Raw genomic sequence first — 13673 nt, forward strand, 5'->3', positions numbered from 1 at the left:
AGCTTGACAATCAGTATAAACAGGAGTGCGCTTATGGATATTCAAATCAACCCTGTTGGCAATATGAATTTATTGTCACAACTTGAAGTGGACCAACTAAAATCATCAACCACAGGTGACTTATACACACTGTATCGAAACTGTTCACTTGCGGTATTAAACGTTGGTAGTCATACCGACGACGCCGAAGAAATCTATCAACAATATCTCAACTTCAACATCGAAGTACAACCTCGCGAGCGAGGCATTAAACTCGACTTAAAAAATCCGCCAGAACACGCCTTTGTTGACGGTAAGATGATTCGCGGCATTCAAGAACATCTATCGGCAGTGCTTCGCGATATTTTGTTTACCAATAGTCGCTACAGTGAGGCTTACTCAACAAATCAGTACAGCAGTGAGCAAATTACCCATATCGTCTTTGATATTTTGCGCAACGCCGAAGTGATCAAGCCTGATACCGATGCCAATTTAATTACTTGTTGGGGCGGTCACTCAATTAACCAAACAGAATACAAGTACACGAAAGAAGTCGGCTACCAACTTGGTTTGCGCGGCTTTAATATTTGTACGGGCTGTGGTCCTGGCGCTATGAAGGGCCCTATGAAAGGCGCGACTATCGGCCATGCTAAACAGCGCCACAATGATGGCCGCTATATAGGCTTAACTGAACCGAGCATTATTGCCGCCGAGCCGCCAAACCCCATTGTTAACGAGTTGGTGATTATGCCGGATATCGAGAAACGCCTTGAGGCATTTGTTCGACTATCGCACGGTATTATTATTTTCCCTGGCGGCGCTGGTACCGCAGAAGAGTTGTTATATATCCTAGGTATTTTGCTACACAGTGACAATAAAGCACAAAAGCTGCCGATAATTCTTACTGGGCCAAAAGAGAGCGCTGCTTATTTTGAGGAAATTGATAACTTTATCGGTTCAATCCTTGGCAGTGAAGCACAAAAGCTTTACCAAATTATTGTTGACGATCCTGAGCATGTTGCCAAAACGTTTAAGGCTGATTTAGAGCAAGTCATGGCTTATCGAAAAGATACTGGCGATAGCTACCACTTTAACTGGTCACTAAAAATTGCGTCTGATTTTCAACAACCGTTTGAACCGAGCCACGACAATATGTCTAATTTAGTGCTCAGTCGCGAACTTGATACCGCCGAGTTAGCAGCCAACTTGCGCCGAGCTTTTTCAGGGATTGTTGCAGGTAATGTTAAGTCGCAAGGGATAAAAGCCATTCGCGAACACGGCCCGTTTGAACTTAGCGGTGAAAACTATATTATGGCTAAGATGGATAAACTGCTGAGCTCTTTTGTAGACCAACAAAGAATGAAGTTACCGGGCAGCAAATACGTACCTTGCTACATCATTAGCAACAAATAACGACAGATAAACGCGTTCTAAGAACAAGGGGAATCATGCCAGCTCATTTAGTACTTATCGATGCTCTCAACCTGATTCGGCGTATTTACGCGGTTCAGGAACGCCCGTTTTTGCTGAATCACGAGCTGGCTGAAAACACCAAAAAACAAGTAGTTCACAATACCAAACAAGCTTGCTTACAAGCACTTTCTAACATTATTGATATTCATCAGCCCAGTCACGCGCTAGCGGTCTTTGACAGTCAACAACCCTGTTGGCGCTATCAGCTCTACCCCGATTACAAAAAAGGTCGCAAGAAAATGCCTGAGCACCTCGCTCAAGCATTAAACGAAATTCAAGATAGCTTTATGAATTTAGGGGTCGACTCCTTAGAGTCAGAGCAAGACGAAGCCGATGATCTGATTGCAACCCTGTCAGTAAAAGTGGCACTTAGAGCACAATACACGACGATTATCTCGACTGATAAATGTTTTTTGAGCTTGTTATCTGAACATATCAAGGTATACGACTATTTTAATCGCCGTTACTTAGATGCAGACTACGTACAGCAAAAGTTTCAAGTCAACGCCAGTCAACTACTCGACTTTTGGACCATGGTTGGTGATACCACCAATAAAATTCCCGGTGTTGCCGGTATTGGTCAAATCACAGCGGCAGAGCTATTGAAGGAACACGGTTCACTTGGGGCGATATTAGCTTGTGATAGCCTCAAGGCCAGTGTTAAAACCAAGTTTGAACAAGCCAATGAGCAAATTGAATTAACTAGGCAGTTACTGACCTTAAAACAGGATATTCCGCTTGGCTTTAACTTAAAAGACATCCGTTTAGCGCAAGAACCTGCCGCTAGTGAAATGGAAGTAGAGCAAAGCCTTGAGCACTAAACCTTAAATACTAAAACCTTAAATACTAAAGCCTTAAATACTAAGGTTACGATAAAGCTGTAGTGGTATAAAAAACCGATGAATCACTCTTTTAAAAAAGCTTGATGCTCGTTATTATTAAGCTATTAACGTTGTATTAAAATCAAATATGAACAAAAAAGTACTTTCTTTTATTTTTCTGGCATTAGCTGCTTACGCAATTTTTGTGGTGCTAGTTGTGGTGCTCTACGATGATGATCCCGCCAAAATGAGATGGGAAGATCGAGAGGCCTACAACAAACAATACATCGCCAAACTTCAACTCGATAATTTTACCTTTGACCAAGCGTTGACTGAGTTAGGTAGCCCAGACATTACCGAAGCTAAAAAGGTGGATAACCAAAACTATCAAGTGATGTTCTATCGCACTCAGCACATGAAGTCTGATGGTATTACCACGCAAGATGAATGTACCGCACTGTTATTTGTCAACGGTGTACTGATGGGCATTGGTCAGTCGGCTTATCAGCGTTTTGTCGAGTTAGGCTAGCCTCAACCTGCTCAAAGTTCACACAACCGTAACCTTCCTGTTTTACCCTGATACGACTAAAGTCGAGCTATGATTGAGGCCTTAAAAGCTTTTATCATAGCTTTCAGCTAGAGCAAGCCCTTGCTCTAGTGTATAATATTGCGCCCTGTGATTGGCTAAAGTCCGATCACCTTAGTTTATGAACATCATTTAAAAGAGCAAATTGTATGGCAAAACAAACCATTACGGTCATCCCTGGTGATGGCATTGGCCCGAGCATTATCGATGCAACCATCAAAGTTTTAGACAAAGCTGGCTGTGACTTTGACTACGAATTTGCTGACGCAGGTTTAACTGCTTTAGAAAACCACGGTGAATTAGTTCCTGAAGAAACGTTAAAGTTAATTGAAAAGAACAAAATCACCCTAAAAGGTCCATTAACGACACCCGTTGGTGAAGGCTTCACATCAATCAATGTAACCCTGCGCAAGCAATTTCAGTTATACGCTAACGTTCGTCCAGTACTTTCATTCAAAGGTACTAAAGCGCGTTACGACAACATCGACATTATTACCATTCGTGAAAACACCCAAGGTATGTACTCTGGTTTAGGTCAAACCGTTTCTGAGTGTGGCGAAACTGCAGAAGCAATGAGCCAAATCACTCGTGAAGGTGCAGAGCGCATCGTTGAGTTTGCTTATGAGACTGCCCGTAAAGAAGGTCGCAAAAAAGTTACCGCTGTTCACAAAGCTAACATTTTAAAATCAACCTCAGGTTTATTCTTAAAAGTTGCTCGTGAAGTTGGCGAAAGATACCCTGACATCGAATCAAGCGAGATGATCGTTGATAACTGTTGTATGCAGTTAGTAATGAACCCAGAGCAATTCGACGTGATTGTTACTACTAACCTATTTGGTGACATTTTATCTGACTTATGTGCTGGCCTCGTTGGTGGTTTAGGTATGGCACCAGGCGCCAATATTGGCCAAGACTGTGCTATTTTTGAAGCAGTTCACGGCAGTGCGCCAGATATCGCTGGTAAAAACTTAGCGAACCCAACTTCAGTGATTTTAGCGGCAATTCAAATGCTTGAATACTTAGGCATGGCCGATAAAGCAGACAATATCCGTCGCGCAATTAAAGACGTTATTGAGTCTGGTGATCGCACTACTCGCGATTTAGGCGGCAGCCACGGTACAACAGACTTTACTGATGCTGTTTTAGAACGCTTATAAACGATTTACCTATTTTGTAAAGACTAAAAAGCCATCGCATTGCGATGGCTTTTTTATGCTCACGAGTATATGGATATACGAGGTAGAGCAAAGCAGGATGCCAGACCCGAGGACGAACGGTATAGCCAGCCCTTCAATCTAAAACACCCGAAACCGCTACCGCTAAAACTCGATGATATCTAACACCACGTGCATCCCATCTAAACTCCACTTACCGGTTTTTTCGTTATACAAGACTCTGCTAAACAAAGTTTGTTGGTCACCGTTTTGATAAGTCACTATCATTTGACAAAAGTGGTTGTGCTCTGGCTTTAAATTTTCTACTTCTACATCAATAATCGTTGGTTTTTCATCGCTAGGCCTACGCTTGGCCCAGTCCATTTTTCTAATGTTATATTTCATCAGCCTACCATAGCACGTATTGGCTATACTAAGAGAGTATTAATTACCTGTTGCTAGCTGTTGGTTTACCGCAATCGCGAGAGAAACCTTGGCAACTCAATAAGATCAACAGGAGCCAAACCATGAACGAATATCAATTGGGCAAAGATATTGGTGCGTTAATGCAAAAAGTTGAGCAACTTGAACAAAGGCCAACAACCGCTAGCGCAAGCCCATGTAACTGCCCTAAAACGAGTACACCAGCAGAAAACATTCCTGATCAAGCAATTTTTGATAGTTTAGCTGACGCAGCCCCCACCCAAGAAGTATTCCTTATTCTAAAATGCTTAATTCAAGAAGCTGGTGACATTACAATAAAACAGTTATTTAGCTATTCTAGTGACCAAGTAGGCTGCAATGCTGCTGAAGCCATTAGTGCCGCCAAGAAAGTTGGCTTCCTCGCACTCAGCAACGACAAGTGCTGTCATGAAGTTGATGATCCTTTTGAAAATGATTTTTGCAAAACCAAAAAAGGTAAATGGTGTAGTTTAGTGCGTACACAAACCAAAATGCGTTGCACACTTGCCAGTGATAAATGTTGACCATTAAGGCAAAGCGTTTGAATTTGTAAAATTGATATCAGCGGTGCTTAACTCCAAGGCTACGCTAAGCATCGCTATCCGCCTTAAAACACTTAAGTTTACTTTACCCTTTTACGATGAAGCTATATCGAGTCAAGCGCGCCATTATTCGGACTAACAATGCTAATTTTTTAAACAATTTATTAGCTTCAACGTTGCAGAAAATGAGTTTTTACTCTAAAATCGCGCCCGAAAACTAGGTGGCAAAATCACAATTAGCTCGCGACATCAATAACAAGCAATCAATAATCAGCAATTGGTTGATGTGGTCACCGTTATTGATCACCATACAGTAAGGTAAACACCATGATTTTTTCGCCGTATACGTTAATGGCGTGCGCTGCACCTAAAGCCACTTCAACACCTGCCAAAGACACCGTAAAGTTAGATAGCATTGCAAAAAGAGCGAGTGATAACGACAGTGATATCACTGCCCAAGATACAGACCTAGAGCTCGCCTCAAGCAACATATCAATTGCCTCATAGCACTTAATTTCAGAGCTCTAAACTGATCATAATTTACTGGTTAGGACCGTTTATTAACCAGTAAATTCGCAGCAAAGCCCAACCATAAAGCATTTTATTTATCTATTAAAAGTATATTCTCGCTAGAAATTGATGCTTCCGCGGTAAACAGTTGTATCTAAAATATCTTCACACGTATTTTTAGTAACATTGGCATTAGTAAATTGACAACATCGGCAAATTTACGACTAAAGTAGTAAGTTGGCTTCATCTTTTACTCGAACTCGCGCTAGTTCCCAATGCATCTAGCTTTCACTTATTTCACCTACACTTTTTCACTAAAAAACTACGGGAAAACCCGTAGAAAAACTCCGTAGTATTCCGGATTTTACCTACTAGGCGTCTGCTTTATTGTTTACCTCGACTTGGGGACAGTACTGTTTGCGTGGCTCAACTATAAAAACTCCGCCGCTGTTGCAGTGCTAAATAATACAAATAGGTGAAACAATGAAAAAGCTAGCAATTACTTTAGCTGTTTGTTCGGCACTGGCCAGCACAGCATCAAACGCCGAATATAGCGTAGATATTAACGAAGACCATACCTTGTCTTTTGGTGGTTACTTTAAAGCGGATTTGCGCAACGTTCAGGGCGATTTAGCTTACTTAGATTTCTGGATTGGCAACAATCGCGTACAACCTAACACCAATGAAACTCGCTTCAACGTTCGAGAGTCTCGTTTTAACATCAAGTACCTAAACACTAAAATCAAAGCAGTTCTCGAGTGGGACTTCTACGACGACCAACAACCTACTGGCGCTTCTGAAACGGTCACTGGTGGTCATTCGCTGCGTTTACGCCACGCTTATGTTGAATACGACAAGTGGACGTTAGGCCAAACGTGGTCAACCTTTATGCCATTGGTATCAATTGCTGATGCACTTGATTTTGGTGGTGCCCATGTCGGCCAAGTATTTATCCGTCAAAGTCAAATTCGCTACACTAACGGTGGCCTTGAGTTAGCTTTGGAGAATCCATCAACGCAATCGGGCGCAAGCCAATCCATTCCAGATGTTGTTGCCCGCTATACTTTCAAAGGTGACTGGGGCCAGGTCGCATTCGCTGGTTTAATGCGTAACTTAGACAACAATGACGATGTTACCGCCGCTGACGGTACACAGTTTGCCTACAACGTTCACGGTCGCATCAAAACCTTCGGCAAAGACGATTTTCGCTTTTCATACAGCGATGGCCGTTCAGGCCGCTACGTTAGCCCTGCCGCTAACATCAACGACTTAGCCACTAACGGTGATATCCACGAAGCTCAAGCGTATACCCTTGCCTATCGACATTTTTGGAATGAATCGTGGCGCTCAAGTGCGTATTACGGTGCAGTAAAAATTGATGAAATTGGCGCAGACCGCAAACACTGGGGCGTTAACCTGATCAAAAGCATTACCCCTCATTTCAGTGTCGGCGGTGAGTTAGGTAACTACAAAACCGAATCTGGAGACTCAGATTACTTCCAGCTATCAGCCAAATACGTTCTTTAATTTTACCTAATTTAGCCAGCAGGCCTAATGCCTGCTGTGGAGAATCACAATGAAACCATTAAAAACCCTTTTATTTAGCACACTTGCACTTAGTATGTTTTCTGGCTCAGCACTTGCTGAGAAACGCGTACTGTTAAAAATCCCAGTTTACTACAACACAGTTTTGCCCGGACTTGGTTCACCCATTAAGTACGTTGCTGACAACATCACAACCTTAAGCGGCAAAAGTATTAAGATGAAAATCTACGAGCCAAATAAGCTCGTCAACCCTAAAGAAATTCTCGACGCCGTTTCTACCGGTAAAGTTCAAGCTGGCTTTGCTACTGCCGGTAACTGGGGCGGAAAAATCCCCGCTGCGCGTTTGTTTTCGTCAATTCCATTTGGCCCAGAAGCACCAGAATACTTAGCGTGGTTTTACCAAGGTAACGGTAACAAATTGCACCAAGAACTTTACGACAGCAAACAGCTCAACGTAAAAGTACAAATTTGCGGTATGTTGCCACCAGAAACATCTGGCTGGTTCAGTAAAGAAATTAACTCACCGGAAGACTTAAAAGGCTTAAAAATGCGCTTTTTTGGTTTAGGTGCGCTAGTGATGGAAAAACTTGGTGTTAGTACTGTTGGCCTGCCGGGTGGCGAAATTTTCCCTGCGATAGAGAAAAAAGTCATCGACGCGACTGAGTTTTCAATGCCAGTTGTCGATAAGCGTATCGGCTTAAATAAGTTATTAAAATACAACTACTTCCCTGGCTGGCATCAGCAAGCCACTATGATGGAACTGATCATCAACAAAGACGTTTGGAACAAAATGAGTGAACGTCAACACGCGGTAATTGAGCACATTTGTAAATCAGCAACCTTAGACGCCCTCGCCTACGGTGAAGCGATTCAAGCGCCGGTTATCAAAGAAAATGTTGAAAAAGGTGTTATTAACAAATACTGGTCAGATCAAATGCTGGCAACCTTTGACAGCAAATGGCGTGAAGTTGTTGCCGAGCAGTCTGCACAAGACCCTGACTTCAAGAGAATTTATCAAGATCTAGCGGCGTTTAGAAAAGAGTACGATTTGTGGGAATCAAACGCTTTCTTACCGCGCGCCAAACCGAGTTTGTAACGCCAACCTAAGCAGTTTTTACTGCCTTTGCCCGAGGTTTATAGCGCCCCTCAGCTACTACCTCGGGCCTTTTTACTTTAAGAGGACTTCGCAATGCTTACCGCGCAAACGTCTGGCTGGAAACACGCCAGTTTATCGCTAGCCAACAAGCTCGAAAAACTTATCATTGCTAGTGCAAATCTATTTTGTTGGTCGTCAGCACTACTTATTCTGGTCATCATTGTTAATGTTGTCATGCGCTATGGCTTTAACAATGGCCTCATTTTATTTGAAGAAATTCAATGGCACCTTTACGCCATTGGCATCATGTTTGGCCTCTCGTACGCCGAAATCACTAACTCACAAGTACGGGTTGATGTTATCGCATCTCGTTTAAAACCAAGCACAGTGATCAAATGGGAAATTTTTGGTGCCCTGTTCTTTGCTCTGCCTATGGTCTACGTGGTTGCTTATAACAGCATCGACTATGTCGCCACCGCCTATCGACTCAACGAATCATCAGTATCCCCTTTGGGCTTACCATATCGTTGGCTGATTAAAGCCGTTATCCCAAGCAGTTTTATCATGCTGGCACTAGCGGTTATTGCTCGCATGATTCGCAATGTTATTCAGCTTTTAGAAACGGAGAATTAAACATGGAATTTAATGAAATTTTAGTCATCGCCATGTTTGTTTCTTTCATTGGCTTTTTGTTCACCGGTATTCCTATTGCTTATGTACTAGGCGGTATTGGCGTTTTATTTGGCGCCATCGGTTACTTTTCAGATATTTATTTAGAGACCTTTACTGGCCTTGATCTCAATGTAATGGGGATCACGGTATCGAGAATTTTCTCACTGATGGAAAACTGGGTCTTGGTCGCCCTGCCCATGTTTATTTATATGGGATTAATGCTCGATAAGTCTGGTGTTGCCGAGCGCATGATGCTCGCGATGCAAGAACTTTTTGGCCGAGTGCGCGGCGGCTTGGGTATTACAGTCACGTTAATCGGTATTATTCTCGCCGCATCAACCGGCATTATTGGGGCGTCAGTCGTCTTGCTTGGCTTAATGTCGCTACCAGCAATGATGAGGCAAAAATACTCGAAAACCTTTTCAACCGGCATCATCTGTAGCGCGGGTTGTCTGGGCATTTTAATTCCACCGAGTATTATGTTGGTTATCATGGCTGACCAATTAGCACTGTCGGTAGGTGATTTGTTCACTGCTGCGGTGTTCCCTGGATTAATGCTAGGCGCGGTATATTTGATATACATTTTATTAATGGCCTTTTTCAAGCCTGAAGTTGCGCCTTTGTCTGAAGATCGTCGTGAATTAGATTGGCACGTTATTGTCGATGTACTTAAAGCGATTGCCCCGCCAATTACATTAATTATCGTGGTTTTAGGTTCTATTTTTGCAGGTGTTGCAACTCCGACAGAAGCCAGTGGTATTGGTGCACTAGGCGCGACATTACTGGCGTGGTGGAACAAGCGCTTAAACTTAAAAGTATTTCAAGAAGTGCTAATGAGTTCATACAAAACCACTGCTTATATTTTTGCTATTTTCATCGGTGCCACCATTTTCTCTTTTGTTCTTAGAGAGCTCGGTGGTGACGAACTGATTACTGAGGCACTAACCAGCTTACCGTTTGGTGACTACGGCGTGTTAATCGCGATACTTGTGATTGTATTCTTGTTGGGTTTCTTACTTGATTGGATTGAAATCACGTTAATTGTATTGCCATTGTTAGCACCGGTAATTGCCGAACTAACCTTTAACGTTGACAGTTACGGCGTATTAGACCAACCGACACTGGTGTGGTTTGTCATGCTAATAGCATTGACTTTGCAAACATCATTTTTAACACCACCTGTTGGCTTTGCCCTGTTTTATCTCAAAGGCGTATGTCCTCCAGATATAAAACTAACAGATATTTACAAAGGTGTTGTGCCGTTTATTTTACTGCAACTACTCGGTTTGACCTTATTGATCATCTATCCGGATATCGCACTGTGGCTGCCGTCAATCATCTATGGTGATTAATTAACTATCTGTCACAAAAGTATATTTTTCTCATTAGCCATCCTCTTTTTAGAGCATGGCTAATTTTGTTTTTAGCCGTTTATTATCATTTAGGAGTAGGAAATAAACATGAACATGACCATTAGAGCAAAGCTGATATTGCTCGCTAGCCTATCGTTATTATTGCTTGGCGCGGTATTTATCGGGCAAACATTGTTTACGCAAAAGACAGTGCTAAAAACCGAGTTTGACAACGTTGGCCTTGCTGTTAAAAGCACACTAGAACGCAACCTCAAGTCGCAAATAGATACCGCAACGCTGTCTGCCGATATTTTCTACCAACAAGCACAGATAGAAAACATTAAACAAGAGCTCAGCGCCGAGCTCACCAAAATATGGCAAACAGCAAATACCATATATCACAATGAGCCCAATTCAGCGCTTGCAGCAAAATACATTGACGCTTTTTTAAATGGATACTTATGGGGTAAAGATCGCTACGTTTTTAGCTATGATGCTAACTCTTTGGTTTATCGCCATCACAGTTTGAACCCTGCTGCTATTGGTACTGAAGCTAAAAACGCTACCGATATCAATGGCGTTTACTTCGCACAGGAAATTGTCAAAGCAGCTAAAAACACTGAAATAGGCTTTAGCCAGTACGCGTTTAAAAACCCTAAATCAGGCAATATTGAGAGTAAGATTACCGCCTCAATGTACTTTGAGCCATTGAATATTATTATCGCCACCGGCGACTATATAAAAGCCTTACAAGAGAGCAAAAAGGCCGACGCACTCACTATGTTAACCAAAGCGAGATTTGGCGATAATGGTTATTTTTGGGTGCAAGATCACAACGGTGTTATTCTCGCTCATCCCAAACAAGCAATTGTTGGTACGAGTATAAAAAACACTGAAAAAGTCGCTCGTTTAATCTTGGGTAAAGACGATGCATTTGTCGATATGGCGTTTAACAACCCAGCAACTAATCAAACAGAAAACAAAATTGCTTACGCGCGTAAAATTTTTCCTCAGTGGGGCTGGATTATTGCCACCGGCACCTATGAAAGCGATATAAAAACCGCGCAACAGCAGTTAACCCAAGCAACTAAAACGATTTTTAACCAAAAAACCACCGAGAGCATTGTTCTACTAGCCCTTATTACCTTATCGAGCATTGCGCTATTCATTTGGCTTACTAATAAAATTGTTAGCCAGTTAGACTTACTTAAAGAACGCATTGCTAACCTATCCAGCGGGCAAGCTGATTTGCGCTCTCGGTTGTCTGTTGAGGGCAAAGACGAAATTACCGAAATTACTCATGCTTCTAATAAGTTTATTGCCTACTTGCAGGCAATATTACAAGAGTTAACGGCTTCATCAGGGCAAATCAATCACAATATAGACAACTTGAGTAAACAGGCTCAATACAATCATCAAGCGCTCAGTAGCCATGCCCAAGAAACCGAGCAAGTGGTCACCGCAATTACAGAATTAAGTGCAACGGCAGCAAGTGTCGCCGAAAGTGCGAGTTTGTCGGCACAGGCCACTCAAATTGCCAATCAAGACGCTGATAGAGCGCAACATATTGTTGATGCCACCACCGCAAGTGTTGAAACCCTTAAAACAGAAATTGAGCAAGCGGCAACAAGCATCAATACAATGAATGACAACACCCAAGAAATCGTCAACGTGCTGGCAGTTATTGGTGAAATTGCAGAGCAAACCAATTTACTCGCCCTCAATGCGGCAATTGAAGCTGCAAGGGCTGGCGAGCAAGGTCGAGGATTTGCAGTAGTAGCTGATGAAGTGCGTGCACTTGCTTCTCGTACGCAAACCAGTACAGAAGAAATTAATCAAATTCTGAGCAAGGTACAAACCGATGCCGAGCTTGCCGTACAGGCAATGAAAGCAACGCAAACCAGTTGTCAATTAGCCACCGACAATACCTTTGAAGTGTCTAGTAGCTTGGCCAAAGTTTCACAGTCAATCACCGAAGTGAACGACTTAAACACACAAATAGCTGCGGCGGCTGAGCAACAAAGTACAGTGACCGAGGAAATTAGCGGTAATATGAATAACATTCAGATGGTTGTCACCGATTTATATCAAAACGGCGAGCAGTCTATGACCAGTAATCAAGAGTTGGCTGATAGTAACCGCACGTTAAATGGCGCGATTAATAAATTTATCGTTTAACAAGTCTTTAGGACTTTCAAGGCGAAATGTCCGTTTTGTATCAAAAGCGGACTTCGGCGACACCCGCTTGATGTATAAATAAATGAGGCAGATATTCTGCCTCATACCAAAAACAGCCTTTCTAATTTCTATATGTGTTAATAAGTTTTGTACGTTAAGCGGACTTATTGTTTCAGAAGCAAACTAGTAAATAGTGAAAGCGAAAACATCCCACAGACAATTGTTTTTCTTAGTACTCATACGTTCTGTGTATGAGCTTTTTTAGCTCCTTAATCAACAATTCTGGTTCGTCGAATTGTACATGATGACCGCTCAATGTTGTCAAAACTACTTCTCCCCTAGGAAATTGGCTCGCCCAATTCTTCCATAATTCTCCCCACATCCTCCTGCCAGAGTATGAAAAGAATAGGTTTGGCGGGGTTTCATTGTTTTGACAGATACGATGACTGTTAATGGTATATCAGGAATGTGCGGATAATCAGGTAAAGGGCGCTTACTCCAAAAATCCAAGTATATATTAGACATTCCATTCTTCATGTCGTCGAGTTTTATTTGTTCGATTTCTTTATTACCTTTTTCGAGATCTATAGCTCGAAGAATATCCACATCATGTTTTGATGAAGGTTCAACTAAAAGCAAAGAACTTAATTTCTCTGGATATAGCGCTGCAAAATCCCTTGCAATGCTTCCACCGTATGAATGAGCGACGAGCGTGAATGGTGAATTTACATCCAATATGTCTAGAAGTTGTTTTAAATGTTGAGCATATAAATCTGAAGTAAAGTGTCGGTCAGTCTTACTGGACTTGCCATTACCAACCCTTGAATAACGGATTGTTTTATACATCGAAGAAATCGTTTCATACACTGGATCCCAATCGGATAAAGAAGCGCCTCCACCAGCCTCTAAAACCACTACATGTTCCCCCGAGCCTGCAACTTGGTATTCGACATTAAACCCATTTACTTCAACGAGCCTTTTTTCAGATGCAAATAAGGTAAATGGAAACAAAAGTAAAGCATGTAATAATATTTTCAAAGTTCCTCCTTCAGAACTAATGCTTTTAGCAAAGTTCGTTAACAAAACTCACGTGTCTAAACACTGTTTTTTTAAGGCCATGTCTTCATAGACTGAAGCAACATCGGTAAGCCATTGTATAGCAAATATTTTTTAACACGCTATTTAACTGAGAGACCTAACAGTTTTTTCAACCACGTGATCAATGGCATGGTAATGTACGTCATTGTCAAAACCATGATGCCCGAAACAATCAGTGCTTTTAGCGCGACAGGCCAATCAAATA

The 13673-nt window shown here is 42.1% G+C and carries 13 protein-coding genes; 10 read left to right on the forward strand and 3 right to left on the reverse strand.

The window, feature by feature from the left end; translation table 11 throughout:
• Positions 1–33: 33 nt before the first annotated feature.
• From ppnN to J7384_RS00805, 4 genes are all read left to right on the forward strand, one after another.
• A complete protein-coding gene (gene ppnN, locus J7384_RS00790) occupies positions 34–1392 on the forward strand; it encodes a nucleotide 5'-monophosphate nucleosidase PpnN (protein WP_209110248.1) in 1359 nt (452 codons plus the stop codon).
• A 35-nt stretch (positions 1393–1427) separates the two neighbouring features.
• Positions 1428–2273 carry a flap endonuclease Xni gene (gene xni, locus J7384_RS00795; RefSeq protein ID WP_209110250.1) on the forward strand — a complete coding sequence of 282 codons (846 nt, stop codon included), beginning with the start codon at positions 1428–1430 and terminating at the stop codon, positions 2271–2273.
• Between the two features lie 148 nt (positions 2274–2421).
• A complete protein-coding gene (locus tag J7384_RS00800; protein ID WP_209110251.1) occupies positions 2422–2802 on the forward strand; it encodes a DUF3192 domain-containing protein in 381 nt (126 codons plus the stop codon).
• A gap of 206 nt (positions 2803–3008) precedes the next feature.
• Entirely contained in the window at positions 3009–4016 is a 1008-nt protein-coding gene (locus J7384_RS00805; protein WP_209110253.1) for an isocitrate dehydrogenase, read from the forward strand.
• Between the two features lie 162 nt (positions 4017–4178).
• On the opposite strand, the gene J7384_RS00810 is transcribed toward J7384_RS00805, so the two are convergent.
• On the reverse strand, positions 4179–4418 hold the full coding sequence (locus tag J7384_RS00810; RefSeq protein WP_209110254.1) for a hypothetical protein: 240 nt from the start codon (positions 4416–4418) through the stop codon (positions 4179–4181).
• A gap of 122 nt (positions 4419–4540) precedes the next feature.
• Here J7384_RS00810 and J7384_RS00815 point away from each other — a divergent pair, with 122 nt between their 5' ends.
• Positions 4541–4999, forward strand: a complete 459-nt coding sequence (locus J7384_RS00815; protein ID WP_209110256.1) for a hypothetical protein — start codon at positions 4541–4543, stop codon at positions 4997–4999.
• Between the two features lie 314 nt (positions 5000–5313).
• Here J7384_RS00815 and J7384_RS00820 read toward each other — a convergent pair whose 3' ends face one another.
• Complete coding sequence (locus J7384_RS00820; RefSeq protein WP_209110258.1) at positions 5314–5508, reverse strand: hypothetical protein; 195 nt, start codon at positions 5506–5508, stop codon at positions 5314–5316.
• A gap of 502 nt (positions 5509–6010) precedes the next feature.
• On the opposite strand from J7384_RS00820, the gene J7384_RS00825 reads away from it, so the two are divergent.
• The 5 genes from J7384_RS00825 (at position 6011) to J7384_RS00845 (ending at position 12370) form a co-directional block, all read left to right on the forward strand.
• Positions 6011–7054, forward strand: coding sequence for a DcaP family trimeric outer membrane transporter (locus J7384_RS00825; protein WP_209110259.1), 1044 nt, complete (start codon positions 6011–6013; stop codon positions 7052–7054).
• 49 nt (positions 7055–7103) lie between these two features.
• A complete protein-coding gene (locus tag J7384_RS00830; protein WP_209110261.1) occupies positions 7104–8168 on the forward strand; it encodes a TRAP transporter substrate-binding protein in 1065 nt (354 codons plus the stop codon).
• A gap of 93 nt (positions 8169–8261) precedes the next feature.
• Positions 8262–8801: a TRAP transporter small permease subunit gene (locus tag J7384_RS00835; RefSeq protein ID WP_209110263.1), complete on the forward strand. Its 540-nt coding sequence runs from the start codon at positions 8262–8264 to the stop codon at positions 8799–8801.
• 2 nt (positions 8802–8803) lie between these two features.
• On the forward strand, positions 8804–10192 hold the full coding sequence (locus J7384_RS00840) for a TRAP transporter large permease subunit (RefSeq protein WP_209110264.1): 1389 nt from the start codon (positions 8804–8806) through the stop codon (positions 10190–10192).
• A gap of 108 nt (positions 10193–10300) precedes the next feature.
• Complete coding sequence (locus J7384_RS00845; RefSeq protein ID WP_209110266.1) at positions 10301–12370, forward strand: methyl-accepting chemotaxis protein; 2070 nt, start codon at positions 10301–10303, stop codon at positions 12368–12370.
• 327 nt (positions 12371–12697) lie between these two features.
• On the opposite strand, the gene J7384_RS00850 is transcribed toward J7384_RS00845, so the two are convergent.
• Positions 12698–13408, reverse strand: coding sequence for an alpha/beta hydrolase (locus J7384_RS00850; RefSeq protein ID WP_209110268.1), 711 nt, complete (start codon positions 13406–13408; stop codon positions 12698–12700).
• Between the last annotated feature and the right edge of the window lie 265 nt (positions 13409–13673).

Source organism: Endozoicomonas sp. G2_1, from assembly GCF_017744155.1.
In the GTDB taxonomy this organism is placed as follows: domain Bacteria; phylum Pseudomonadota; class Gammaproteobacteria; order Enterobacterales; family Alteromonadaceae; genus JAGHQT01.

Bases quoted from the DNA above. Each gene is read 5' to 3' on its own strand.
- xni (WP_209110250.1), top strand. From the start codon at position 1,428: ATGCCAGCTCATTTAGTACTTATCGATGCTCTCAACCTGATTCGGCGT.
- J7384_RS00815 (WP_209110256.1), top strand. From the start codon at position 4,541: ATGAACGAATATCAATTGGGCAAAGATATTGGTGCGTTAATGCAAAAA.
- J7384_RS00830 (WP_209110261.1), top strand. From the start codon at position 7,104: ATGAAACCATTAAAAACCCTTTTATTTAGCACACTTGCACTTAGTATG.
- J7384_RS00820 (WP_209110258.1), bottom strand. From the start codon at position 5,508: ATGTTGCTTGAGGCGAGCTCTAGGTCTGTATCTTGGGCAGTGATATCA.
- J7384_RS00805 (WP_209110253.1), top strand. From the start codon at position 3,009: ATGGCAAAACAAACCATTACGGTCATCCCTGGTGATGGCATTGGCCCG.
- J7384_RS00810 (WP_209110254.1), bottom strand. From the start codon at position 4,418: ATGAAATATAACATTAGAAAAATGGACTGGGCCAAGCGTAGGCCTAGC.
- J7384_RS00800 (WP_209110251.1), top strand. From the start codon at position 2,422: ATGAACAAAAAAGTACTTTCTTTTATTTTTCTGGCATTAGCTGCTTAC.
- J7384_RS00825 (WP_209110259.1), top strand. From the start codon at position 6,011: ATGAAAAAGCTAGCAATTACTTTAGCTGTTTGTTCGGCACTGGCCAGC.
- J7384_RS00845 (WP_209110266.1), top strand. From the start codon at position 10,301: ATGAACATGACCATTAGAGCAAAGCTGATATTGCTCGCTAGCCTATCG.
- J7384_RS00835 (WP_209110263.1), top strand. From the start codon at position 8,262: ATGCTTACCGCGCAAACGTCTGGCTGGAAACACGCCAGTTTATCGCTA.
- J7384_RS00840 (WP_209110264.1), top strand. From the start codon at position 8,804: ATGGAATTTAATGAAATTTTAGTCATCGCCATGTTTGTTTCTTTCATT.
- ppnN (WP_209110248.1), top strand. From the start codon at position 34: ATGGATATTCAAATCAACCCTGTTGGCAATATGAATTTATTGTCACAA.